The sequence below is a fragment of the uncultured Roseibium sp. genome (genome assembly GCF_947499295.1).
GTDB lineage: Bacteria > Pseudomonadota > Alphaproteobacteria > Rhizobiales > Stappiaceae > Roseibium.
On the sequence record NZ_CANMNP010000003.1, the window covers coordinates 169,872 to 192,462 of the forward strand.

The 22,591-nt window shown below is 53.5% G+C and carries 20 protein-coding genes; 5 read left to right on the forward strand and 15 right to left on the reverse strand.

Going from position 1 to position 22,591, the window contains the following annotated elements; translation table 11 throughout:
* On the reverse strand, nucleotides 1-846 hold the full coding sequence (locus Q0835_RS07315; RefSeq protein ID WP_298819416.1) for a MoxR family ATPase: 846 nt from the start codon (nucleotides 844-846) through the stop codon (nucleotides 1-3).
* 312 nt (nucleotides 847-1,158) lie between these two features.
* On the opposite strand from Q0835_RS07315, the gene Q0835_RS07320 reads away from it, so the two are divergent.
* The 3 genes from Q0835_RS07320 to Q0835_RS07330 all read left to right on the forward strand — a co-directional run bounded on the left by Q0835_RS07320 (nucleotide 1,159) and on the right by Q0835_RS07330 (nucleotide 6,016).
* Nucleotides 1,159-2,541 (forward strand): flagellar hook protein FlgE, encoded by a 1,383-nt coding sequence (locus tag Q0835_RS07320; protein WP_298819418.1) that lies wholly within the window; start codon nucleotides 1,159-1,161, stop codon nucleotides 2,539-2,541.
* 74 nt (nucleotides 2,542-2,615) lie between these two features.
* Nucleotides 2,616-4,469 (forward strand): flagellar hook-associated protein FlgK, encoded by a 1,854-nt coding sequence (gene flgK, locus Q0835_RS07325; protein ID WP_298959799.1) that lies wholly within the window; start codon nucleotides 2,616-2,618, stop codon nucleotides 4,467-4,469.
* Between the two features lie 11 nt (nucleotides 4,470-4,480).
* Nucleotides 4,481-6,016 (forward strand): flagellar protein, encoded by a 1,536-nt coding sequence (locus Q0835_RS07330; protein WP_298959802.1) that lies wholly within the window; start codon nucleotides 4,481-4,483, stop codon nucleotides 6,014-6,016.
* 98 nt (nucleotides 6,017-6,114) lie between these two features.
* On the opposite strand, the gene flaF is transcribed toward Q0835_RS07330, so the two are convergent.
* The 10 genes from flaF to Q0835_RS07380 all read right to left on the reverse strand — a co-directional run bounded on the left by flaF (nucleotide 6,115) and on the right by Q0835_RS07380 (nucleotide 16,012).
* Nucleotides 6,115-6,489, reverse strand: coding sequence for a flagellar biosynthesis regulator FlaF (flaF, locus tag Q0835_RS07335; protein WP_298819425.1), 375 nt, complete (start codon nucleotides 6,487-6,489; stop codon nucleotides 6,115-6,117).
* Entirely contained in the window at nucleotides 6,371-6,865 is a 495-nt protein-coding gene (gene flbT, locus Q0835_RS07340; protein ID WP_298959805.1) for a flagellar biosynthesis repressor FlbT, read from the reverse strand. The genes flaF and flbT overlap by 119 nt, the downstream gene beginning before the upstream one ends.
* A gap of 91 nt (nucleotides 6,866-6,956) precedes the next feature.
* Entirely contained in the window at nucleotides 6,957-8,450 is a 1,494-nt protein-coding gene (locus Q0835_RS07345; RefSeq protein WP_298959808.1) for a flagellin, read from the reverse strand.
* 289 nt (nucleotides 8,451-8,739) lie between these two features.
* The gene (locus Q0835_RS07350; RefSeq protein WP_298819431.1) at nucleotides 8,740-10,236 is read right to left on the reverse strand and encodes a flagellin; all 1,497 of its coding nucleotides are present in this window, start codon (nucleotides 10,234-10,236) and stop codon (nucleotides 8,740-8,742) included.
* 250 nt (nucleotides 10,237-10,486) lie between these two features.
* A complete protein-coding gene (locus tag Q0835_RS07355; RefSeq protein ID WP_298819433.1) occupies nucleotides 10,487-11,641 on the reverse strand; it encodes a flagellin in 1,155 nt (384 codons plus the stop codon).
* 193 nt (nucleotides 11,642-11,834) lie between these two features.
* On the reverse strand, nucleotides 11,835-12,989 hold the full coding sequence (locus tag Q0835_RS07360) for a flagellin (protein ID WP_298819435.1): 1,155 nt from the start codon (nucleotides 12,987-12,989) through the stop codon (nucleotides 11,835-11,837).
* Between the two features lie 419 nt (nucleotides 12,990-13,408).
* Nucleotides 13,409-13,801: a hypothetical protein gene (locus tag Q0835_RS07365; protein ID WP_298819437.1), complete on the reverse strand. Its 393-nt coding sequence runs from the start codon at nucleotides 13,799-13,801 to the stop codon at nucleotides 13,409-13,411.
* A 266-nt stretch (nucleotides 13,802-14,067) separates the two neighbouring features.
* Nucleotides 14,068-14,562 carry a flagellar protein FlgN gene (locus Q0835_RS07370; RefSeq protein WP_298819440.1) on the reverse strand — a complete coding sequence of 165 codons (495 nt, stop codon included), beginning with the start codon at nucleotides 14,560-14,562 and terminating at the stop codon, nucleotides 14,068-14,070.
* Complete coding sequence (locus Q0835_RS07375; RefSeq protein WP_298819442.1) at nucleotides 14,559-14,867, reverse strand: rod-binding protein; 309 nt, start codon at nucleotides 14,865-14,867, stop codon at nucleotides 14,559-14,561. Before Q0835_RS07375 ends, Q0835_RS07370 begins: the two co-directional genes overlap by 4 nt.
* A gap of 2 nt (nucleotides 14,868-14,869) precedes the next feature.
* Nucleotides 14,870-16,012, reverse strand: a complete 1,143-nt coding sequence (locus Q0835_RS07380; RefSeq protein WP_298819445.1) for a flagellar basal body P-ring protein FlgI — start codon at nucleotides 16,010-16,012, stop codon at nucleotides 14,870-14,872.
* 326 nt (nucleotides 16,013-16,338) lie between these two features.
* On the opposite strand from Q0835_RS07380, the gene Q0835_RS07385 reads away from it, so the two are divergent.
* Nucleotides 16,339-16,758, forward strand: a complete 420-nt coding sequence (locus tag Q0835_RS07385) for a flagellar assembly protein FliX (RefSeq protein WP_298819447.1) — start codon at nucleotides 16,339-16,341, stop codon at nucleotides 16,756-16,758.
* Between the two features lie 165 nt (nucleotides 16,759-16,923).
* The gene (gene dksA, locus Q0835_RS07390; RefSeq protein WP_152500971.1) at nucleotides 16,924-17,340 is read left to right on the forward strand and encodes an RNA polymerase-binding protein DksA; all 417 of its coding nucleotides are present in this window, start codon (nucleotides 16,924-16,926) and stop codon (nucleotides 17,338-17,340) included.
* Nucleotides 17,341-17,573: 233 nt separating this feature from the next.
* Here dksA and Q0835_RS07395 read toward each other — a convergent pair whose 3' ends face one another.
* The 4 genes from Q0835_RS07395 to flgA all read right to left on the reverse strand — a co-directional run bounded on the left by Q0835_RS07395 (nucleotide 17,574) and on the right by flgA (nucleotide 22,585).
* On the reverse strand, nucleotides 17,574-19,556 hold the full coding sequence (locus Q0835_RS07395; protein WP_298959810.1) for a bifunctional 2',3'-cyclic-nucleotide 2'-phosphodiesterase/3'-nucleotidase: 1,983 nt from the start codon (nucleotides 19,554-19,556) through the stop codon (nucleotides 17,574-17,576).
* 201 nt (nucleotides 19,557-19,757) lie between these two features.
* On the reverse strand, nucleotides 19,758-20,564 hold the full coding sequence (locus Q0835_RS07400; RefSeq protein ID WP_298959812.1) for a lytic transglycosylase domain-containing protein: 807 nt from the start codon (nucleotides 20,562-20,564) through the stop codon (nucleotides 19,758-19,760).
* Nucleotides 20,565-20,852: 288 nt separating this feature from the next.
* Nucleotides 20,853-21,602, reverse strand: coding sequence for a flagellar basal body L-ring protein FlgH (flgH, locus tag Q0835_RS07405; protein ID WP_298819466.1), 750 nt, complete (start codon nucleotides 21,600-21,602; stop codon nucleotides 20,853-20,855).
* Complete coding sequence (flgA, locus tag Q0835_RS07410) at nucleotides 21,602-22,585, reverse strand: flagellar basal body P-ring formation chaperone FlgA (RefSeq protein ID WP_298819468.1); 984 nt, start codon at nucleotides 22,583-22,585, stop codon at nucleotides 21,602-21,604. Before flgA ends, flgH begins: the two co-directional genes overlap by 1 nt.
* Between the last annotated feature and the right edge of the window lie 6 nt (nucleotides 22,586-22,591).

Sequence of the window (22,591 nt, forward strand, 5' to 3'; positions counted from 1 at the left end):
CTAGGATCGTTCGCGCCGTGCCATGAAGGCAAGACGTTCGAATAGATGCACGTCCTGTTCGTTTTTCAAGAGTGCGCCGTGCAACGGTGGTATCAGTTTGGAGCTATCTTGTTGACGAAGGGTTTCCGGGTCAATGTCTTCGTTTAACAGCAACTTGATCCAGTCGATCAGTTCAGAAGTGGACGGCTTTTTCTTTAGTCCCGGCACGTCGCGCACATCATAAAAGAGCCGCAAGGCTTCAGACAACAAGCGCTGCTTGATGCCTGGAAAATGAACCTCGACGATGTCGGTCATGGTTTCAGCGTCCGGAAACTTGATGAAATGGAAAAAGCACCGGCGAAGAAAGGCATCCGGCAGGTCCTTTTCATTGTTGGAAGTGATGATGACCACCGGACGCTGTTCGGCGCGAACCGTTTCGCCTGTCTCATAAACGTGGAATTCCATCCGATCGAGTTCCAGGAGCAGATCGTTCGGGAATTCAATATCTGCTTTGTCGACCTCGTCGATCAGCAGCACGGGTCTTTCAGGCGCCTCGAAGGCATCCCAGAGTTTGCCTCTTCGAATGTAGTTGTTGATGTCCTTGACCCGTTCATCCCCAAGTTGGCTGTCGCGCAATCGGGACACTGCATCGTATTCGTAAAGTCCCTGTTGTGCCTTGGTCGTCGATTTGACGTGCCATTCTATCAAGGGCGTGTTGAGACTTGCCGCCACTTGCTGTGCGAGGACGGTTTTGCCGGTTCCCGGTTCACCTTTGACCAGGAGCGGTCGCTCAAGTGCGATCGCAGCGTTGACTGCGATCCTCAGATCCTCGGTTGCGACGTAATTATCAGTTCCCTCAAAGCGCATTTGCTCGTCCATTAAACTTGAAATCCCGGCGAAAGTGACAGGACGTAGAGAAGGACGCAAGCCCGCAAAAAGAATGCAGCAATCCTCGGCTTCATGCGGACAGACTTGCCCATTGCAGGGGGAAGAATTTGCCTTCCTGTCCATTCCTTGCCGATGTGGCTGACTGCTGCGAATGCCGCCTATTTCATTTAAATTATTGAAAAATATAGTTTTTATTCTGTTTTGGTGAATTGGCACGTCCCTTGCGGGTATGTGGCGGATTATGGGCGCAAGCCCGCGTCAGCAGTGCCCAAGCTATCAAGAGGACCGAATATGGGTATTTATGGGGCTATTAACTCAGCCGTTTCTGGACTGGCTGCGCAGGCGACGGCGCTGGAAAATATTTCCGGTAACGTTGCCAACTCGCAGACCACCGGCTTCAAGCGGCTGGATACTACCTTCTCCGATCTTGTGTCCGGTGGCGGAGCCACGCAGGCTGCGCAGGTTTCCGGTACGACCTTTGCCACATCGCGCGCAACCAATACGGTGCAGGGCGACATCACGTCTGTTGATGTGGATACCTACATGGCAATCAACGGCGAAGGATACTTCGTTGTGACGCAGGCGTCAGATGTTGTCGATGGATCGACAACCTTCGCCGATGAGACCTATTACACCCGTGCGGGAGACTTCGAGCGGGACAAGGAAGGCTACCTGATCAATGCGTCGGGCTACTACCTTCAGGGTTTCCCGCTTGACCCGGACACGGGCAATGCCATTGGCGACAATCCAACTGTTGTCCGGATCGAGAACCAGCCGCTCGCTGCATCTGCGACAACCACCGTCGAATACCAGGCCAACCTGCCGCGCATTCCCGATACGACCGATTATGATGGCACCACTGATGCTTCTGCCCTTCTGGACGCGGGTGTCGGTACCGGCGATGTTGCTGTTGCAGATGAGCAAGACTTTCTTGATAGTTCTGTTTCTGGCGGGTCGATTACCATTTACAATGAAAATGGTACTGCGATGAATGTCGAAGTTCGCTACGCAAAAACGGCGAACTACAACTCAACCGGTCCAGTCTATGATGAGTGGACAATGTATATCGGCTCCGGTGGTGATGCGACCAACGCCTGGTACGATGTTGGTGATGTCACCTTCGATACGACAGGTGAGTTGAACGGTATGACGGCCGGCTCTATCGGCGCAGTCAACGGTACCGGTGATGGCTTCACGATTGCGTCTCTTGATATCGGCGGGACGACGGCGGCGAATGTTGAGTTCTCCTTCTCAAATGGGTCCTTGACGCAATACTCAGACCCCGATGGAGCGACGAGCTCTGTATCCCTCGATCAGGACGGTTATCCTGCCGGTGAATTGACCGGTGTTGCCGTCGACGAATCCGGCCGTGTTATCGCCAGTTACTCCAACAGTCAGCAACGGGCTGTCTATGAAATCCCACTGGCGACTTTCGAGGCTGAGCAAAACCTGCGACGCGTCGATGGTGCAGGCTTTGCCGCCACAACGTCCTCAGGTGAGGCGGACTTAACTGGCGGTGGTCAGATCCTGGCCAAAAAGCTCGAACTCTCCAATGCCGACATTGCGGATGAATTCTCGAAGCTGATCGTTACTCAGCAGGCCTACTCGGCAAATTCGCGAATTGTGACATCTGCGGACGAGATGCTGGACAGCGCGCTCAACATGGTCCGGTAAGACCATCAACGCCGGCGGGATTACCCGCCGGCTTTTCTGGCTAAATCGCAGCGTTTAACGAAGGAGAAGCCGCCATGGGTCTGATGAGTGCCATGAATACTGCGGTCTTCGGGATTCAATACAACCAGCGCCAGCTGGATGTCACGGCAACCAACATCGCTAACGCGGATACGGCCGGGTACTCCAAGAAAACGATTTCGGCTGAGGTCTATTTCGATGGTCTTGGCAACGTTGCGGGCATGAATGCGACAGAAGTGCGACGGGTCGTGAACGAATACGTTCAGGCCGACTACTTCAATTCGCTGTCGGATACGAACTACGCCAAACAAATCAACGATTTCACCGATCGGCTCGACGATATCTTCGGCACGATCAATGACAGCAGCAGTCTGACATCTCTTGCCGGGCAATTGTCTTCTGCATTGTCTGTCCTGATCAATGATCCGGGAAACTTTGCGGCCCAGAGCGACGTTGTATCGATTGCAGATTCCTTCGCAAGACAACTCAACAGCTCATATGAACGCATTGACGATCTGCGTCAGGAGGCCGACAGCGCACTCGCGGCGCAAACCGATACAGTCAATGGACTTTTGAATAGCATCGAAGATATCGACGATGCCATTCGTGATGCCTATCAGTCCGGGATTTCGACCGCTGACATGGAAGATGAGCGGGATCGGTTGGTCGAGCAGCTTTCAGGTTACCTTGATGTCAATGTCTCCAAGGGTGCAAATGAGACGTTGTTCATCCAAACAGCCGATGGGCAACAGCTCTATGCGGACAACCAAGCCTCCACGCTGAGCTTCACACCCTCCCACATCCTGCGGCCCGGACAAGCCGGCAACACGGTTATGGTTACGACGTCCGGCGGTACGTCGTATGATCTGATCGCGGCCTCGAATTCCGGCGTCATGGTCGCGACTGCGGAACTGCGGGACGACATACTTGTCGAAGCCCAGGCGCAACTTGATACTATCGCCGCAGAAATGTCTCTGGCTTTTTCCAACGTTACAGTTGAGAGCAGCGACGTCACCGTCGGGTTGGACAGCGGTTTTGACCTGGATGTTTCAGCGCTGCAGTCAGGCAATACAATCACGCTGGAATATACGGACACTGGTGGAAATGCTCAGACAGTGACGTTGGTTGCCGTTGAAGATGCTTCGCTGTTGCCGCTCGACAATTCGGCAACCGCAAATCCGAATGACACTGTATTCGGGATCGACATTTCAAGCGGGACGCCGTCCACCTATATCACCAACATCGTCGCCGCGCTTGGCAGTACAGGCTTGTTGGTCAGTAACAACGGTTCCGACGAATTGCGCGTTCTTGGCGACAACACCGGACCAACCAGTGTGGAAAGCCTGAACGCCAATGTGACTGTGACAGCCAATAGCGATCAAGGCCTTGGGCTGGCGATCTTTGTCGATAGCCGGGATTCACCCGTTGAATTCACCGACGCGTTGGAAGACGGCGGTCAAAGGCTTTCCTATGCGAACAGCATCGCAATCAATCCAGATCTCTTGGCTGACAGTGCGCTGCTGGTCAACTACCAGACGACTCCGACGGCAAATACCGCCAACGATCCTGCGCGGGCCCAGTTTCTCGCCAACGCCTTGACGTCTTCATCGACCTATTTCGATCCTGGCACAGGCATCGGTAGCGGCTCTACCCCCTTCCAGGGCAGCATCATAGATTTCGTCAATCAGACAGTTTCGTACCAGGGAAACCAGGCCGAAGACGCGGCGACGTATGCAAAGTCAAAAGAGACGCTGACCATGAATCTCGCGATCCGCTACGAAGAGAGCTATGCGGTCGATCTGGACACAGAACTGGCCTTCATGGTTCAGCTGGAAAACGCCTACGCGGCCAACGCCCGCGTGATGCAAACCATCAACGAGCTCTTCGATGAGCTTCTGAACATCGTCTAAGGTTTAGTGTAATGCCTGTCTCGTCCATTACCACGTCACGGACCTATCTGACCCAGCAGCTGGGTGCGCTGAATGACAAGCTCGCGGAAAAGACAACGCAGCTTGCGAGCGGCAAGGTGGGATCGACCTACGGAGAAATCGGTGACCGGCGATTGCTCGACATCGAGTTGACCCAGAAAGTCAGCATGATCGAGACCTACCAGCAGACAATCACGATCGCGAACCTTCATCTTGAAACGGCGACGATGTCGCTGGAACGGCTCGAAGATATCCGACGCGATGCCAAATCGGCGCTCGATACCAACGACTTCGTCATTCAGGATGATGGGCAGACGCAGACGCAGTCTCGCGCCGAGCTGCTGTTGAGCGAGACCCTGAATATTCTGAATACCGAGATCGCTGGCTACTATGTGTTCGGAGGCACGGACGCCGTCAACGATCCCGTCGCTCCGCTCGAAGACATCTTGAACGGGTCGGGGTCGCTGTCAGGATTGCGCGATTACATGGACGAGTTTGCGTCGGCCAATCTTGGATCTGCCAATACTGGCAGAACAACGACGTCAGCTTTGACCACGAATTACGCCGGCCTGGTGCCAACCGACTCCACCTTCACGATCGCCGAGGACGGAGCGCACGACTTCGGATTTGATATTGCCTCGGTGGCGTCCACACTTTCCAATGTCACTGTGACCGGTCCGCTCGCAGCCGACCCGGACAGTTTTGACGTCCAGTTCACCGGTCAACCGGCGCTTGGTGAGACTATTTCCGTAGAACTGAGCCTGCCGCCAGATCACACTGACACAATCACCATTGAATTCACTGCTGCGTCAAACACGGAAGAGGAGGGGACTTTTCAGATCGGTGCCGATCTTGAAGAGACTGCCCAAAATCTGCGAGACGCACTGGCCACAGAAATCGAAGCACAGGCACAAACAAAGCTTCGGGCTGTTTCCGACGAATGGGCGGCAGAAGAGTTCTTCAGCACTTATAGCGGTGAAGAGCCGCAGCGGATCGACGGCCCGCCTTATGACACGGCAACCGCACTGACCGCGGGTGGGTCGACAACGGTTGAGTGGTACACCGGGCGCAATACAACAACAACCGACCCCAGAACTGACAAGAATGCTGTGGTCGACGGCAATCTGACAGTTGAATACGGGATACGCGCAAACGAAACGCCGCTCAAGGAACTGGTGCAGTCCCTGGCCGCATTTGTTGCCGCCGATTTCTCAGGTGGAACCCAAACTGACGAAGAATACTATAACGCACTTTCTGCAAATCTTCGGACCACACTGCAACCGCCTGGCGTTGATCAATCAGGTATCGTTGATATCTCGACAGATATTGCCATCTCCTATCGAACCGCCTCCATGACCAATGACCGTCACGTCCAGATCAAAAGCAGCTATGAAGGCACGATTGCGGAGATTGAAGGTGTCGACAAGGATCAACTGGCTGCCGAGATCCTGACGTTGCAAAACAACATCGAAGTTTCCTACAGGGCATCGTCGATTGTTTTCAATCTGAGCCTGTCCGATTATCTCTGATCTGTTGTTCTGGCATAAGCTGAACAACCCAGCGGGCAGAAACAAAAAGGGCCGGTCGCAATGAGCGCCGGCCCTTTGATGTTTCGAGGTCTAAGTCCCTACTCGGGCTGTGCTCTAAGACCTTCAGCAATGGCTCGATTGATGCTGATAAGCGTTGTGACCTTGTTGGGGTCATCTGAAGACATCACGGTCACCGTTTGCCTGAAGACAAAAACACCAAGTGATGCGATGTTGTTTTTGATATCCTGTGGCAACTGACTTTCGGCGCCAGTTGCCGAGGTTACGAGAATTGTCCAGAGCTTTCGATTATAGGTGAGCACGTCGTCCTTTTCCGCGAGGGAGGCGTCCGCCCATTCATCCTTGATCAATTGAAGCCGGGCTGCGGCTTTCATCAGCAGATTCGCTTCCAGCTCCCTCGGTGACACTGCCACCTGGCTGGTCTTCTGATAAGCCTGCGCTGCCTGTTTGTACATGACCGATCAGCGTCCCTTCATACTCAATGAGCTTGCGTGCTTCTTTCAGTGCTTTATAGAAGGCGCCGGTTATGATGGCGTTACTAATTCTTGTAACGTATGGAATCGTACTCGGTGCGGCCTTCACGATATCGTTGACGAGGGTGAAGTAGTTCTCCTGAATCCTCTCCAAGTCGGTAGACAGATACATCAGCTGCACGGCCAAATAGACCCGTTTGGCTGGCGTATCCGCAGTGGCCGGTGTGAGAATGTCCTTTTCTCTCAGAATGGGTGCCTGGCCTTCGATAAAAAGGCGAGTTCGCTGGTTATCATTCGTAATGACACTGTCACCGATGATAATTCGCTCGCCCGGTTTCAGCTCGACCTTGAGCGCCATTCTGTGACCTCCACACATGAGTATCGCCATGAAACGTTAACGAATTGGTTAACGACCATCACTGATACCTTAATGAAATTTACCAACTGTGTTAACCAAACAGGCTCAAAACACTCTGGTCAGCCTGGTTGGCTAGCGACAGAGCGGTCGATGAGAGCTGCTGGCGTGTTTGCAGTGCCAGCATATTAGCACCTTCTTCGTTCATGTCGGCAATGGTTAGCTCACCTGCACCGACCTCGAGCGTGTTGATGAGATTCTGGGTGAAATCAGTGCGGATTTCCACGGTCGAAAGAGCGGTACCCATGGCACGGGCAGCATTTCGAAGCTCATCCAGAGCCGCATTGATTGCCTGAAGCGTTCGATCAATATCTGTGTCGGTTTTGAACTCCGATGCCAAGGCGGAGAGGCTTACAGAGCCTGTTCCGCTACCGAGTGTACCTCGATTAAAATCTGAATTGTTGCTGGTTATGTCAAAAGAGACTTCACCAATCAGGCTGATGCTGCCGCCGGAGAAAGAGGCATCGAGGCCTTTGACGTTGTCGATGAAACTGACAAGGTCACTGACAGTGGTTTCTTCGTCAATTTCCAACGAAGCCGGTTCGAATCCGTTGCCGTCCGTGATTGTGATCGTGTCACCTGCCTGGAATCCACCAGAAGAGATCAGAGTAGAGCCAGCTGTGAGAGCGGATACGGAGAGGGAGGTTGTAGCGGTCGTTACATCACCGCCATTGGTTTGCGTGCCGCCACCAGCGGTGTCCTTCTGTATTGAAACAGTGTTATCAAGACCGGACGTAATTGTGATTGAATCAGTGGTTTCATCGAATGAGGCATGAACACCGTTCAGGCCGTCAAGCGCATCAACGTAATCTTGTACAGTCGTGATACTGGTGCCTACCGTCAGTGAGGTTGTTCCTGAGCTGTCCACGATTGTCACGACGTCGCCCGCGGCCCAGGCGCCCAGATCAGTTAGATTTGATGATGCCTGCAACCCGGAGAGGGAGATTGTCGCGGTTCCGCCGAAAATGTCGAATGATGATGTTCCGGTTCCGCCAGGGTCCAGGTCATCGAGATTCAATCCGTCGTCTAGGGTTGTGTCCGTAAAGTCAACAGGATTGACCGTCAGATTTGAAGTGCTGTCCTCGTTGAAGATCACTTCGAGCTCGTTGCCCGCACCTGCCAGAAGGTTCTTTCCCTTGTAGCTGGAATCGCGGGCCATGTCCTCAATTTGCTCGAGGAGATCATTGTACTGACTTGTGAACTGCTTGCGCTCGTATTCGCTTGAAGTTTGAAGAGCCTGGTTGGCAATCGCTTTCGCCGATTCGACAAGTTTGGTGATCGATGTGATGCCCTTGTCCGCAGCACGAATGGTTTGAACGCCCTGTCCCATATTGTCCAGGAGATTGGACAGATCGCTGGCCCTGTCATTCAGAGACTGTGCCGTAAAGAACGAATTGGGATTGTCGAGTGCCGTGTTGACTTTCAGACCCGTGGCCAATCGCGTTTGCGTGACTGATTGAAGATCGGCTGTTTGCTTGAGCGACAGGAGGTTGTCCCGGACCGCGCTTGAAAGAACAATATCAGGCATGAGACTTCACCGCTTTTCCTATTCAGTACTCTCAAAGGGGCGTTCTTGTTGTTTCAAGATCAAGACGCACCCTCGTCGTAAATCTAAATGGAAAGTTAAGCGGTCATGCACTCATTAACCTGCCGTAAATAAAAGTTACCAAAAGGTTTCTTTTAACATATTGAAAAGTTGAAGGATTTTTCAGCGTAGATTTTCAGTAATCGGGAACAAAAACAAAAACGGCGGACCAGTGGTCCGCCATTTCTGATTGTCAGCTTGTGAGTCGTGCGTCTGACTGATTCTCTTTTTATTAGAAGAGAGATAGCACTGTCTGATCCGCCTGCGACGCGAAGGACAGCGACGTTGAGGCCAGCTGCTGACGGGTCTGAAGAGCCAGCAAATTCGCGCCTTCTTCGTTGGTATCAGCCAAGGTCAAGAGACCGGCACCTTCCTGCAAAGTATTGATCATCGTCTTTGTGTAGTCTTGACGGATCTCAACGGTCGAGAGGTTGGTACCAAATTCAGAGGCCTGAGATCTCAGGTTCGAGAGCGCGGTGTTCAATCGGTCAACGACGCGGTTGATGTCATTGTCTGTGGCAAATCCGCTGTCGCTCAATGCCGCGACGCTGACACCAGTAGTGTTTGCTGTAAAGCCGGAAGAGGCGAAGTCAGCACTATCACTTGTCAGGGAGAGATCGGTATCTGACTGGATTGAGAGCAGTCCGGAACCGGTGTCAAAGGAAGCATTCACACCGTTGAAGTCATCGATGAAGTCTTCCAGATCCTGAACCGTTGTGTCCGCTTCGATTTCGAGTGAACCGAGTTCGAAGTCGTTGCCATCCGTTAGTGTCAAAGTGTCTCCAACAGCAAAAGAACCGCTGTCTGCAAGAACAGCTGTGTCAGCCGCGAAGGCTGTCGCTGCAACGTTGGCAAATGCTGCACCGGCTGTGCTGGTGCTCAACGAGAGATCTTCGTCACTATAGACGGTTAGTTCACCATTAGTCTCATCGAATTCGGCGCGGACGCCAGCTATTCCGTTGAGATTGTCGATTAGGTCCTGAACGGTCACACCTGCAGTGGCTTGCAGTGTACCGCCGGTAACCGCCGCTGGAGTTGCTGCACCGTCAAAAAGCGACAGTGTTGCACTCGCTGCGATCAAGGTAGAGTCTGACAGGGTGGAACTGGAGTTGAGGCTCGGGCCACCAGTTGAAGACTCAAGGGTGATCGTCGTCTTGCCACCCTGGAGCGTGAAGGACGTTGCGCCGCCTTGACCTTCTGCCAGATCTGAAAGGTTCAGGCCATTCGAAAGCGAGGTGTCGGTATAGTCGACAGCTTCGATGGTCAGTTTTGACGTCGAGTCTTCGTTGAAGATTGTCGTCAGGTCGTTTCCGTCGCCAGCGAGCAGGTTTTTACCCTTGTAGGAGCTGTCTTTCGCAACGTCTTCGATCTGTTCCAGGAGATCGTTATACTGTTCTGAGAACGTCTTGCGCTCATACTGGCTTTGCGTCTGCAGCGCCTGGTTTGCTTTGGCTTTCGCGGTTTCGACCAGATCGGTAATGGTCTGAATACCTTTGTCGGCCGCCTTGATGGTCTGAAGCGATTGGCCCATGTCATCAAGCAAATTGCCCAGATCGCTGGCGCGCGAGTTCAAGCCGGATGCGGTGAAGAAGGAATTCGGATTGTCCAGCGCGGAATTCACTTTCAATCCAGTCGCCAGCTTGTTCTGGACGCCGGACATCATGTCTGCGGTGGATTGAAGCGTGAGAAGGTTCTGCCGCACGGCAGCTGACAGGGTGATGTCCTGCATCTGGTAATTCCCTTTCCTGGGTCACAATGTACTTCTGCTCGTCCTGAGCAGGTTGATTAGGATCATCTCCTGTTAACCCTAATCATTGGTTAATTGGATCGCATTATAGGGTTAACGGGGCGTTAACGCTTTGAAGTCGATAGCGATTTTGGAAAGGGAAGGGGGGTAGGTCACCTATTGCAAACAAGGTGCCTCAATACAAAAAAGGCGAGCCAAAGCCCGCCTTTTTCAGTGATATTTTGTGTCTGACTTAGAACAGTCGAAGCACGTTCTGATCTGCCTGCGCCGCCAGAGACAGCGAAGTAGAAGCAAGAGACTGCTGGGTCTGAAGGGCCAGCAGATTTGCACCTTCTTCGTTTGTATCCGCCAGGGTCAGTTTGCCAGCACCTTCTTCCAACGTGTTGATAAGGGCATTCGTGAAGTCCTGCCGATTCTCAACGATGGAAAGATTGGTACCGAAAGTTGACGCTTGGGCTCGAAGAGTGTCTTGAGCCTTTGTCAGGCTATCCAGGGTCGATTCGATCTTGGAGTCGGAGGAAAACCCGTTTGTAGTTGCGTGTGTCGACGATATTGCAGTGAAGCCACTTGCGTCCGAATCAAAGGTGACTTCGTAATCTGCTGTAATCGCTACGGAACCAGCAGAGAAAGTGGCACTGACATCGGAACTGCTGTCGTCAATGAAATCAGTCAGGTCCTGAACCGTGGTCGAGGCGGTGATTTCCAAAGAGCCGAGTTCAGAGCCTGTGCTATCCGTCAGGGTCAACGTGTCGCCTGCGGTAAAATCGTCATCGGACACCAGCGTGTCACCTGCGGTCAGCGCCGTCGTTGCTGTACCATTGGTCAGCGCGATGGAAGCTGTACCAGTATCACCAGCTGCAAGATCTGACAGGTTCAGTCCTGCAGAATTGGTTGTATCGGTATAGTCAACTGACGAAATCGACAGTGAAGACGTGCCATCTTCGTTGAAAGTAACCGAAAGGTCGTTGCCGGTACCGCCAAGCAGGTTTTTGCCCTTGTAACCAGCGTCTTTTGCCAAATCTTCGATCTGGGTCAGAAGCTCGTTGTATTCGGATGCAAACTGCTGGCGTTCTGACTGACTGGATGTCTGCAGGGCCTGGTTGGCTTTTGCCTTTGCTGCGTCAACCAGGTCGGAGATCGCAGAGATGCCCTCATCGGCTGCCTTCAGAGTTTGAACCGACTGGCCCATGTCGTCGAGCAGGGTCGAAAGGTCGTTCGCACGATTTTCCAGGCCCTTAGCCGTAAAGAATGAATTCGGATTATCAAGGGCCGAATTCACTTTCTTGCCCGTTGCAAGTTTTTCCTGCACGGAGCTCATCAGCTGAGATGTGGATTGAAGTGCGTTGAGGTTCGAGCGCACAGCACTCGAAATTGTAATGTCTGGCATTTTGTTTCCCTTCTAGGAATACGAGATACTCAAACCCTTCCTGGGTTCGGGAGACATCTAGCCGCCTATCTAGGAAACAACCTGTAAAGATATATGGTTAGCGCACTTTAACCTTAATGTTTGGTAAGCAAAGAGAAGGCGGCGAACCTTTCGGCCGCCGCCCCTTTTGTTCCTACTGGTGAAGGTGAGGGGCTTAGAAGAGCCGCAACACGTTCTGGTCTGCCTGTGCTGCCAGGGACAGTGAGGTAGAAGCCAGTGTCTGCTGAGTCTGCAGAGCCAGAAGATTTGCACCTTCTTCGTTGGTGTCTGCCAGGGTCAACTTGCCAGCACCTTCTTCCAAAGTGTTGATCAGTGACTTGGTAAAGTCCTGCCGGTTCTCAACAATGGAAAGGTTTGTACCGAACGTGGAAGCTTGAGAACGAAGAGTGTTCTGCGCGCTTGTCAAACTGTCCAGGGTCGACTCGATCTTGGAGTCGGACGAGAACCCATTCGTCGTTGAGTGCGTTGTCGACACTGCAGTGAAACCGCTGGCGTCTGAATCAACGGTGACTTCATAGTCAGCCGTGATGGCAACCGAACCCGCCGAGAAAGAAGCGCTGACATCAGTGCTGCTGTCATCGAGGAAGTCGGTCAGGTCCTGAACCGTGGTAGATGCGGTGATTTCCAGAGAGCCGAGCTCTGTGCCGGTGCTGTCGGTCAGAGTCAGTGTATCTCCTGCAGTGAAATCGTCATCGGAAACCAGTGTGTCACCTGCAGTCAGCGCGGTCGTTGCTGTACCATTGGTCAGTGCAATGGAAGCTGTACCGCTATCGCCAGCTGCAAGGTCCGACAGGTTCAAGCCAGTTGAGCTGGTTGTGTCGGTATAGTCAACGGACGTGATCGACAGCGAAGAAGAGCCATCTTCGTTGAAAGTCACTGAGAGGTCGTTGCCGGTTCCGCCAAGCAGGTTTTTGCCACCGTAACCAGCATCTCCCGCCAAATCTTCAATCTGCGTCAGAAGCTCATTGTATTCCGAAGCGTACTGCTGACGTTCTGACTGGCTGGACGTTTGCAAGGCTTGGTTTGCTTTTGCTTTCGCCGCGTCAACCAGATCCGAAATCGCGCTAATGCCTTTATCCGCTGCTTTCAGGTTCTGAACCGACTGGCCCATGTCATCGAGCAGAGTGGACAAGTCGCTCGCACGGTTTTCAAGGCCTTGCGCCGTGAAGAACGAATTCGGATTGTCCAGAGCTGAATTCACTTTTTTACCGGTTGAAAGCCGTTCCTGCACGGAGCTCATCAGCTGAGAAGTCGCCTGAAGAGAATTGAGGTTCGTGCGCACCGCGCTAGAAATGGTGATATCACCCATCACAGAGTTCCTTCTGTAGTATTGACGCCATTCTTCCTGAATGACTGGGGAACTCTGTCAGTCAAACTTGTATTGAATCCTAAGTAATTTGGTTAGCGTGTTTTAACTTTAAGTATTGGTGAAAAATAATAGTTAATCTGCTTAGTTAATTCTTGGTTTTTACTTATGTTTAAGGAGAAGTAAACGGGCTGATTCATAAGAGGAATCAGTACGTTTCATTCTTAATGAGAGTGGATTGCGCGGGGCGGGTCGACGAACGGGCTTGCGGTTTCAGGGCCCAGGTTATGCTGACTAGTAATGGAGCTTAGGAGCAAGTGCCGATTGTCGTTACCGTATCCAGGCATTGCTGCCGAGATTCGTATCTCTGCAAAGCTCAATCGGCTTGACTTGAGGGCGGCGTGACGTGCGTAGCCTTGTGGCTAGGCCGTGCGCTCCAGGATCTGTGATCTTGGGGAGGGTTGCTGCTGATCCATTGTCTCTGCATATGCGCGCAGCCTGCGAAGAGTCTCGCTCGGAACCTGGCGCACGACTTCACCTGTGTCGATGTTTGTAGCGACATAAATAAAGCTGCCGCTCTCCGGATCGGCGACGTTGCGTCTTTCGAGCCGTTGAGCCTTGTCTTCAAACAAAGAGCGCTCGTTTTCATAAGTTGCGGATCGTTGACCGCCGGAAGTTTCGCTAGACGGCGTAACTGTCTCTTCTGCCGGCAATTCGGTTGCCGCAGCAGATTGGTTTCTCTCCGGAGCCCGTGTAGCCGGCGTGATCGCCGTGTAGGTCGGCGATGGCGGCCGGGCAATTCCCGTATCCAACATCTTTCCCTCCGGGTTACGAAATACAAATACCCGTTACTGTGGAAGATAACGTATGGGAATGAATCCTCCGTTAACGGAATGATTAGATTTCGAAAGACCCTTGTCTTGCAGGTTGTGGATGTTCCTGATTCGTTGCCTGGTCTGGTTGCACAATGAAATAAGCGACAGGGATATCTCTCGGAATTGCGTCTAAACCAGAAAAGCCCTCCGAAAGAGGGCTTTGTATTTATTCGAGAATTTGTGTTTCCCTGGAACGGGCAAGCGGCCTAAAGCGCCTGATTGACCGCAATTCCTCGTGCTGATTGAGGGCCTTCGGGGGCTGTGCCGGTTCGGCCATATGTGGTTGGAGCCGCAGCATTTTTAGCGCCTGCGGCCTTTGCAACTGTTGCGACCAGATTGGTGGCAACATCCCGTGCCGTCGACAACACAGCTAGGTTTATCCTTAGAACCGGTTGAAACTCGCCGTGCTGCCTTCTCAGAGACTGAGTGGCTGCCGGGGCGAGGTTGCCAAGGGCAACGGCGTGTTCCTTGGCGGTCATCATGCCGCGTGTATATTCGTGTATCAGCCGTGCTTTGTCCGCCTGCAGCTCACCGGCTTCTTTCAGCTTCCCGGCCCTTACAAGGTCGGTTTCCATCTCGATCACCGATAGCAGTGCCTCCATTGTACCGGACAATGCCGAGCAGAAGCCTTCTGCTTCTTGAGGGCTGTTTGGCCGATCAAGGGAAAACGGGAAAGAGGTGTTGTTCGGTTGAGCTGTCATCTGGATCCCTCCTGCAGAGCAATCAATTCGCGTTCGACACTGTCGGCCAATCCAATACCGCCTGATTCAGCGATCGTTCGGGCGTATTCGTCGATCAACAGGCTTTGCCAAGCATCTGCCCCATGACCTTTGCCCCAGGTCCCACCTTCGCCGAGGCCGGTGAACATGTTCTGAAGCATTGTGTTCAAGAATACCGCTTCAAATTCTTCAGCTGCCTGGCGAACTTCCGTTTTGTCGGGCGTAGCGCCGTTTTGAGGATTGTTCTGCGGTGGCAGTTGGTTCAGTGCGGAAGAAAAAAGTTCCATGATTACAGCACCTCGATATCCGCTTGAAGGGCGCCAGAGGCCTTGATTGCCTGCAGGATTGAGATCATGTCGCGAGGGCCGATGCCCAGGGCATTCAATCCGTCAACAAGTTGTTTCAACGTGACTGTTTCAGGAACGATCGCAAGTTTTGTTCCGTCCTCGTCCACACCGACCTCCGAGCGCGGCACAACTGCTGTCTGACCGTTCGCGAAGGGAAGAGGTTGAGATACTTGCGGTGATTCTGCAATCGTTACTGTCAGGTTGCCCTGAGCGACTGCAACCATCGAAACCTTCACATCCTGCCCCATCACGATAATGCCGGAGTTCTCATCGATCACGATCCGAGCTGCTAAGTCCGGTTCCACGATCAATTGCTCGATGTCAGTAAGCAGATCGACAATATTGCCGTCATATTGACGCGGAAGATCAATGCGCACAGTCGAGGGATCCAGCGGCTCCGCCGTTGGCATGCCGATGAGTTCGTTGATGGAAAGCGCGATCCGGCGCGCCGTTGTAAGATCAGGATTTCGCAGGGCCAAACGAAGCGTGGTCAGCGACGCGAGCCTGAAATCCAACTCCCGTTCCACGAGGCCGCCATTTGCAATACGACCAGATGTCGGCACGCCGCGAACGACGGACGCTGCATCGGCTTGCGCGGAGAAGCCTCCGATGGCGACCGAACCTTGCGCAATGGCATAGACTTCGCCATCTGCGCCGACCAGCGGCGTTACCAGGAGTGTTCCACCTTGAAGCGATTCAGAATCGCCCAGTGCACTCACATTGACGTCGATACGGGTTCCCTGCGTGGAAAAGGGCGGTAGGTTCGCCGTGACCATCACTGCGGCGACCGTGTCGGTATTCAGGTCTACGTTTCGCGTGTTAACGCCCAATCGTTCAAGCATTGCCTGCAGGCTCTGCTGAGTAAACGGCGAGTTGTTAAGCGAATCTCCGGTGCCGTTCAGGCCGACAACAAGACCGTAGCCGATCAATTGGTTTTCACGAATTCCCTCGAAGTCGGCGATATCCTTGATCCGGGAAGCTGCGGCTGCGGGTGTCAAAAGCCAGACCGTCGCCGTGCAAAGAACCGTAAACAGCAGCGCAAGCTGCGCTTTCCTTCCAGAATGTGTTTTGCCCGTCTGTCGCATAAGCTGTTTTTGATCCGTTTCGTAAACCCAGGTCAAACCTTGCGGTTCGCTTATTTGCCAATTGCGTAATGCGAGAGCCGTGCCAGTTTTCCAAGTATGTTCGGACATGGCTAATAAATGACGGGATTCTGCGCCGGATACTGGTATGTTTGTGTCAATATCCACGCAAACTTCAGGATTGAGTTGATGAAACGCCTTGTGGGCCCGGCAAATATTGCCTGATGTGCAAGGACTCATTTACCCTTACCGGCAGAATCTGACAGGCTCCGGGAACGCGTAATCAACTTGGTGCCATTTGTGCCGCAAGGCGGACTGGAAAAACCAATATGCGGATTACAGGCAATAAACCGATCACAGGCGTGCAGGGCAGGGGCGCAAAAAAGCGTACTGACGCCGGCTCGGACAGCTTTGCGCCTGATTTGGGTGCAGAAGTAACCCAAAGCGCACAGACCGCGGGCGGCGCGGCTATCCAGGGGATGGATGCGTTGCTTGCCTTGCAGGAAGTCGATGCACTTTCAGAGCGACGCAGGAAAGCAGCCAAACACGGGCATCAACTGCTGGACAACCTGGAAACTCTACGAGCCGACCTTCTAGGGGGACATGTATCTGAAGACCGTCTGGAGTTGCTTTCTCGTCAAGTGTCGGACCGTCAGAACAGCGGTGATCCGCAGGTCGATTCGGTGCTGGAAGAGATCGAATTGCGAGTGAAAGTGGAACTTGCAAAGCTCGGCCGATTCCCGGACTGAAGCCCATCGGCCCAAATCGAAAATTCTCAATAAATGCTAGCAATTTGACGCAACAGATTGAAAGTTATTAACTTTTTTTAATCTGTGTTTTCGCAAATGAACCGTTGTCGACTGAGGGAACCGGCTATATATTGCGCCCGGCATAACGGTAAACCGGAGCTATCGATGACGGTTGAAATTGAGTCTGAATATCGACCCTCGGAAGACGAGCCGTTCATGAATGACAGGCAGCGTGAGTATTTTCGAAACAAGCTGCTTGCCTGGAAGGAAGAGATCCTGAAGGAGAGCAAAGAGACGCTCACAAATCTTCAGGAAGAGAGCCAGAACCACCCTGATTTTGCTGACCGTGCGTCGTCTGAAACGGATCGCTCGATTGAGCTGCGTGCCCGCGACCGTCAACGGAAACTGATTTCGAAGATCGATGACGCTTTGGAACGCATTGCGGACGGGAGTTATGGCTATTGCGAAGAGACTGGCGAACCGATTGCTATTCGGCGCCTAGAAGCTCGGCCGATTGCGACCCTGTCTATTGAGGCTCAGGAAGCGCATGAACGCCGGGAAAAAGTCTATCGCGACGACTGAATTCCGGAAAACGGCCGATCCGCCGATACACAAGGCGGATCCGAAAGACTTTCAGAACCTTCCCTATACGGGAAGGTTTTTTTTGTTCTGATACCTGAAAGTCAGATCTATTACCGGTGACAACTGAAACTGCTCAACCCACCGGGAAGCTCGGACGGGCCTCGAAGCCCGCCCAAGTGGTCTGATGACATCTTGCTCAGAAACTGAGAGAGCAAACCATCAACTCTCCAATGTCAGAGTTTGATCCGATATTGTGCGAAACCGTCTGTTCCGTCACCGGCAGGCTCAATGCTGACACCTTCAACGGACCCGGCATGCTCGGTACCGCCCGGGCCGGTCTCAAACAGAACCGTGGTGTCCGGTACCGGTTTGAACGACCAGTTTGCGTCTGCGGATGGGTTGATTGTGCCTTGTTCGACGATAAAGCGTACGAGAACGTCCCGGTTGGTATCCGGTCCGACGAAAACAACAACCTCGTCACTGATGCCAGGGAAGTTCCCGCCACCGCCGGCCCGGTAGTTGTTGGTGGCGACAACGAATGTGTCGTCAAGTTTGAGCGGTTCACCATTGAATTCAATCTTGACGATGCGGTTGGCGTCCGGATTGATCAGTTCACCATTCGGGTCGTATTTCGATGGTTGGGTGAGGTCGATTTCGTAGGTGATGCCGTCAATGACGTCGAAATTGTAACTCGGAAACTCCGGATTGATCAGCGGCTGATCTTTACCGCCTTCCTCTATTTTCTGGAATATCCCTGCAGATCTTTCGAGCCATTCCTTGACCGTGCTGCCTTTGATCGCAACTGCGCGCACCGTATTCGGATAGAGATAAAGGTCCGCGACATTCTTGATCGCAACATCACCGACGGGAACATCGGTGTAATAGTCCGGACCTCCGCGACCCCCGGCCTTGAAGGGAGCTGCTGCGGAGAGGATGGGCAGGCCTTCCCACTCCGTGCCTTTCATCATCTGGTCAATGTACCAGGTCTGGGCTTGCGAAACGATCTGGACACTCGGGTCATCGGCAACGAGCGCAAAATACGAGTGAAGCGGTGCAGATGTCTTACCGACAGGGCGCCGCACATAGGCAAGGGTTGCTTCATGATCTTCCTTGACGGCGTCGAGGACATCCTGCTGGCTCTCCACCAAGGGCGTGACCTTGCGCCCTTCCTTTTCGTAGATCGGGCGTGCTTCCGTCATGAAGTTGGCGATCCGCCACCCATTGCCGTCCCGTTCGACCATCAGATCGATGACGCCAAAGTGCGAGCCCCAGAAGCCACCCATTGCGGCCGGTTTTCCGAAGAGCGTCCCTTTTTCAAAGTCGACGCCCGGGAGACCTTCGTAGTCAGGACCCGGGAAAACGCGGTGATGATGACCCGTGAAGACCGCGTCAATTCCGTCAACCGCAGCCAGGTGCAGAGACGCATTTTCCATGCCTTCGGAATAATCGGTTGCGTCAATGCCCGAGTGGGAAAGGGCAATGACAAGGTCGCAGCCCTGTTCACGCATTTCCGGAACGAATGCCTTTGCCGTGTCGACAATGTCGCGTGCGTTGGCATTTCCCTCAAGATGGCGCCTGTCCCAGTTCATGATCTGTGGGGGAACGAAGCCGATGAAACCGATCCTGATCGGGTAGGACTGACCTGAGCCGTCGGTAACTTCCTTTTCGACGATCACATAGGGTTTCAGGAACAGGTCGTCGCCACGCGCATTTGAGGCAAGTGTTGTACCCTTGACCAGGTTGGCACAGACAACCGGGAAATTTGCGCCACTCAGGACTTTCATCATGAAGTCCAGGCCATAGTTGAATTCATGGTTGCCGAGCGCAGCCGCATCGAAATCAAGGACATTCATTCCCTTGATCACCGGATGCATGTCGCCTTCGCGCATGCCGCGCTCATAGGCTACAAAATCGCCCATGGGGTTGCCTTGAAGAAAATCGCCATTGTCGACCAGGACGGAGTTGGTTGCCTCGTCGCGGATTTGCCGGATCAATGTGGCTGTTCGTGCCAGTCCTGCCGTGTCGATGGGACGGTCGCTGTAATAGTCATAGGGAAAAACATGAACGTGGAGATCTGTCGTCTCCATCAGGCGAATATGGGCAGTACCTTCCTTGGCCAGCACGGAATAAGGATGAAGTGCAGCGGAGAAGCCCGTTGCCGCTGCACCCATAAGTAATGTGCGGCGGGATAAGGATAGATCTTTGATGCTGGACATCTGGAGGCTCCTAGTCGGCTTTCAGGCCGGTCTTTTGATTCAATACGACTGATACAACGGCAGAAACCGGGGTAATTCTGCCTTTCAAGGCACAAATGACCCAGCTTCTGTCCGCCCCGGTTTTGCGCTGCCGGAGTTACAACTTTATGACGGCAAAACTGCGACTGTCACTCGCGAATTGGCCGGATGCAAATGATCAGGTCAACTGCCGATCTTTTCCGCCATAACCGAGATCGTCTGAACGTAGACGCTGGCTTTGTTCCACTTCTTCAGAACCCGGTAGTTCGCGGTTCCCGGTCCCCACGGTTGCCCGCGGCGCCAGCCGTGTTTTTGAAGGTAATTGGCTGTGGAAGCCAGTACATCGGGTATTGAGCGAACGAGGTCCCGCTTGCCATTTCGGTCCCAGTCGACCGCATATTTCATGTATGAAGAGGCGAGAAACTGTGTCTGACCGATTTCGCCGGCCCAGGCGCCTTTCATTTCGGCGGGCGTCATGTCGCGGCGTTGGACAATCATCAAAGCGTTGACAAGCTCATTCGTGAAGAACTTGGAACGCCTGCAATCGTAAGCAAGAGTTGCCAGGGAACGCAGGACCGACATGTTTCCGGAGAAGCTGCCATAGTTGGTTTCCAGTCCCCAGATCGCCAGGATCACTGGTGCCGGGACGCCGTATTTGCGCTCAATACCTTTGAAGATTCGAGCATAGGTTTTGCCCAGTTTCTGCCCGCGTTTGATCATCGCATTGTTGACCCGCTTGGCATAAAACTGCTGGAAGCTCAGCTTGAACGACTTCTGGTTCCGGTCTAACCGGACGACCTTCTTGTTGTAGGTGAGGCCTTGAAGCGCCTTCTTCACAACGCGCTCTTTCAGGCCATAGCTTGAAGAGTTTGCGATAAAGGACTGTTTCCAGGCTTCGTAGCCGCCCGGCCCATTGCCACAGGTGGCGCTCAAGGCTGGTGTGACGCTCATGAAAAAGACTGCAAAGAGAGAGAGTAGAGCAATGCGCATGGGGACCCCGTCGAGCCGATAATTTTATGGTCTTAGTGTAGCTGAAATTGGCTTCACGTCATCCCGACAATCGGGCGAAAGCGATCACATCATTTTTGTTTCCGGCAGAATGCGCGGGCTGTCAAACTTTGTCAGGCAGTTAGGGCCTAAATCGCCACTGAGCGGGAAAGACGAGAACGGGCATGGCGCTCAGGGAGCGAGACGCCATGCCCGTCATCAGCCGTTATCTGCAACGCTTCTAGAACACGTCACCGACAAACGGCCGGGGGACTGAAGAAGCGATCAGTTCTAGAAAGGCAACAAAATGTCCAGGACCTGGTTGCCGACGCGCGGCTGTTGAACCGTCGTGATCTGGCCGCGTCCACCATAGCCAATGCGGGCTTCAGCAATTTGTTCGCTGGCAATGCGGTTGTTTGCTGTGATGTCTTCCGGTCTGACAATACCGGCCACGATCAACTCACGAACCTCAAAGTTGACCCTGACTTCCTGTCGGCCTTCGATTACCAGATTGCCGTTCGGCAGAACCTGGGTCACGACAGCTGCGATTGTTGTCTCAAGAGTTTCTTCTCTGTCGACGCTGCCTTGACCCTGGAAGTTGGAGTTGCTGTTGACGTTCGCGAGATCGCTTGCAGCAGTACTCGCGGGCATAAAGATTGTGTCGATTGCCGTGCCAAGGGCGCCTCCAACACCGGCGCCACTGGCTTCTGTGCGGCTGCGCTGGGTCTCGTTGTCGATCTGGGCCTCATCGTCGATGGTGACAACGACTGTAAGAATGTCGCCGACCTGGTTCGCACGCTGGTCCTTGAAGAACGCCCGGCTGCCGGATTGCCACAAAGAATTTGGATTGTAGTGGGCTTGCTGCGGCTCAGGCATCGGCATTTGCACGGGCCGATAGCCGGGTTGTGTTGTCGGGTCCTGAATGGCGTTCAGCGAAGGTTGCTTGCCAACTTCGGCAAGCTGATCTGCTGTGCTGCAACCTGCGGCAAGGGCGGCGAGAGCAATGCCCGCCAGCATTTTTTTATTTGAAGTGCTCAACATCAATTGGTCTCGCTGTTCAGGCTTGCAATGATGGGATTGGCAGCATGCACGCGTACGTGGCCGCGTGACGTGATGGTTGCTGGGATAATTCGCCGTGATTGCAGGTTCATCACATCGATCACGTCGCCTTTGGCACCTTCATCGATGGCCTTGGCCCTAGACGTCAGCTTCATGCCCGACATTTCGAACGTCACGGTGACTTTCTCGCCTCTGTCCACGAGGATCGGACGCTGAAAGTTTCTCCGGGCCAGGGGCACGTTGGCGCGCAGGTTAACACGTGCCGCCATCCCGATGATGCTGCCTGCATCGATCAGTGCGCCCGCCGGTACTTTCGTGCGTGCCATGCGAATTGTGACCAGGTCCTCTTCCCTGAGGATATCTTCCCGCTGCAACGGCTGGGCAAGGGCGGCCACATGGACCATCTCGGTTGCAGTACCTAGAAGGATCAAAGGTTCGGTACCGTGTTCCACGGCCACAGTTGCGCGAAGCTTGAAGTGACCGGTGCTCTGCGACCAGTCGAAGCCGTCAACGCGAACCGGATCCTGCACTTTCGGGTCAGCAAGGATACGATCCGGCGCCTGGGTCAGTTTAATCTCCAGGTTTTTCGGATCGACGCCGGCGCTCCGCGATGCAAGAGCAGAGCGAACGAGGCCGGACAGCTGGTCTCGGTTCAATGTGGTTGCGCCTCTATGCACGACGACGGTGCGCAAGCCATCGGTTCCTGCTTGATCCAGACCGGCGGCACGAGCGCGATCAGCAACCTGCTGAGCCGGTACGTTGCCCGATGTTCCCATATCGGGAGACCGGAACAGCGGTTTGGACGCCAAACGACCTGCATTTGAATAGAAATCGCCAACTGTCACGATCTCCGACAATGTCATGACTTGCGAGCGCAACACCGGTCGGTCGTCCGCAATGGATGCAGAGCCGGTGATCGCCACCAGTAGAAAGCTGCCGATGGCCTGTTTCAGATATTTCATCATATCAGC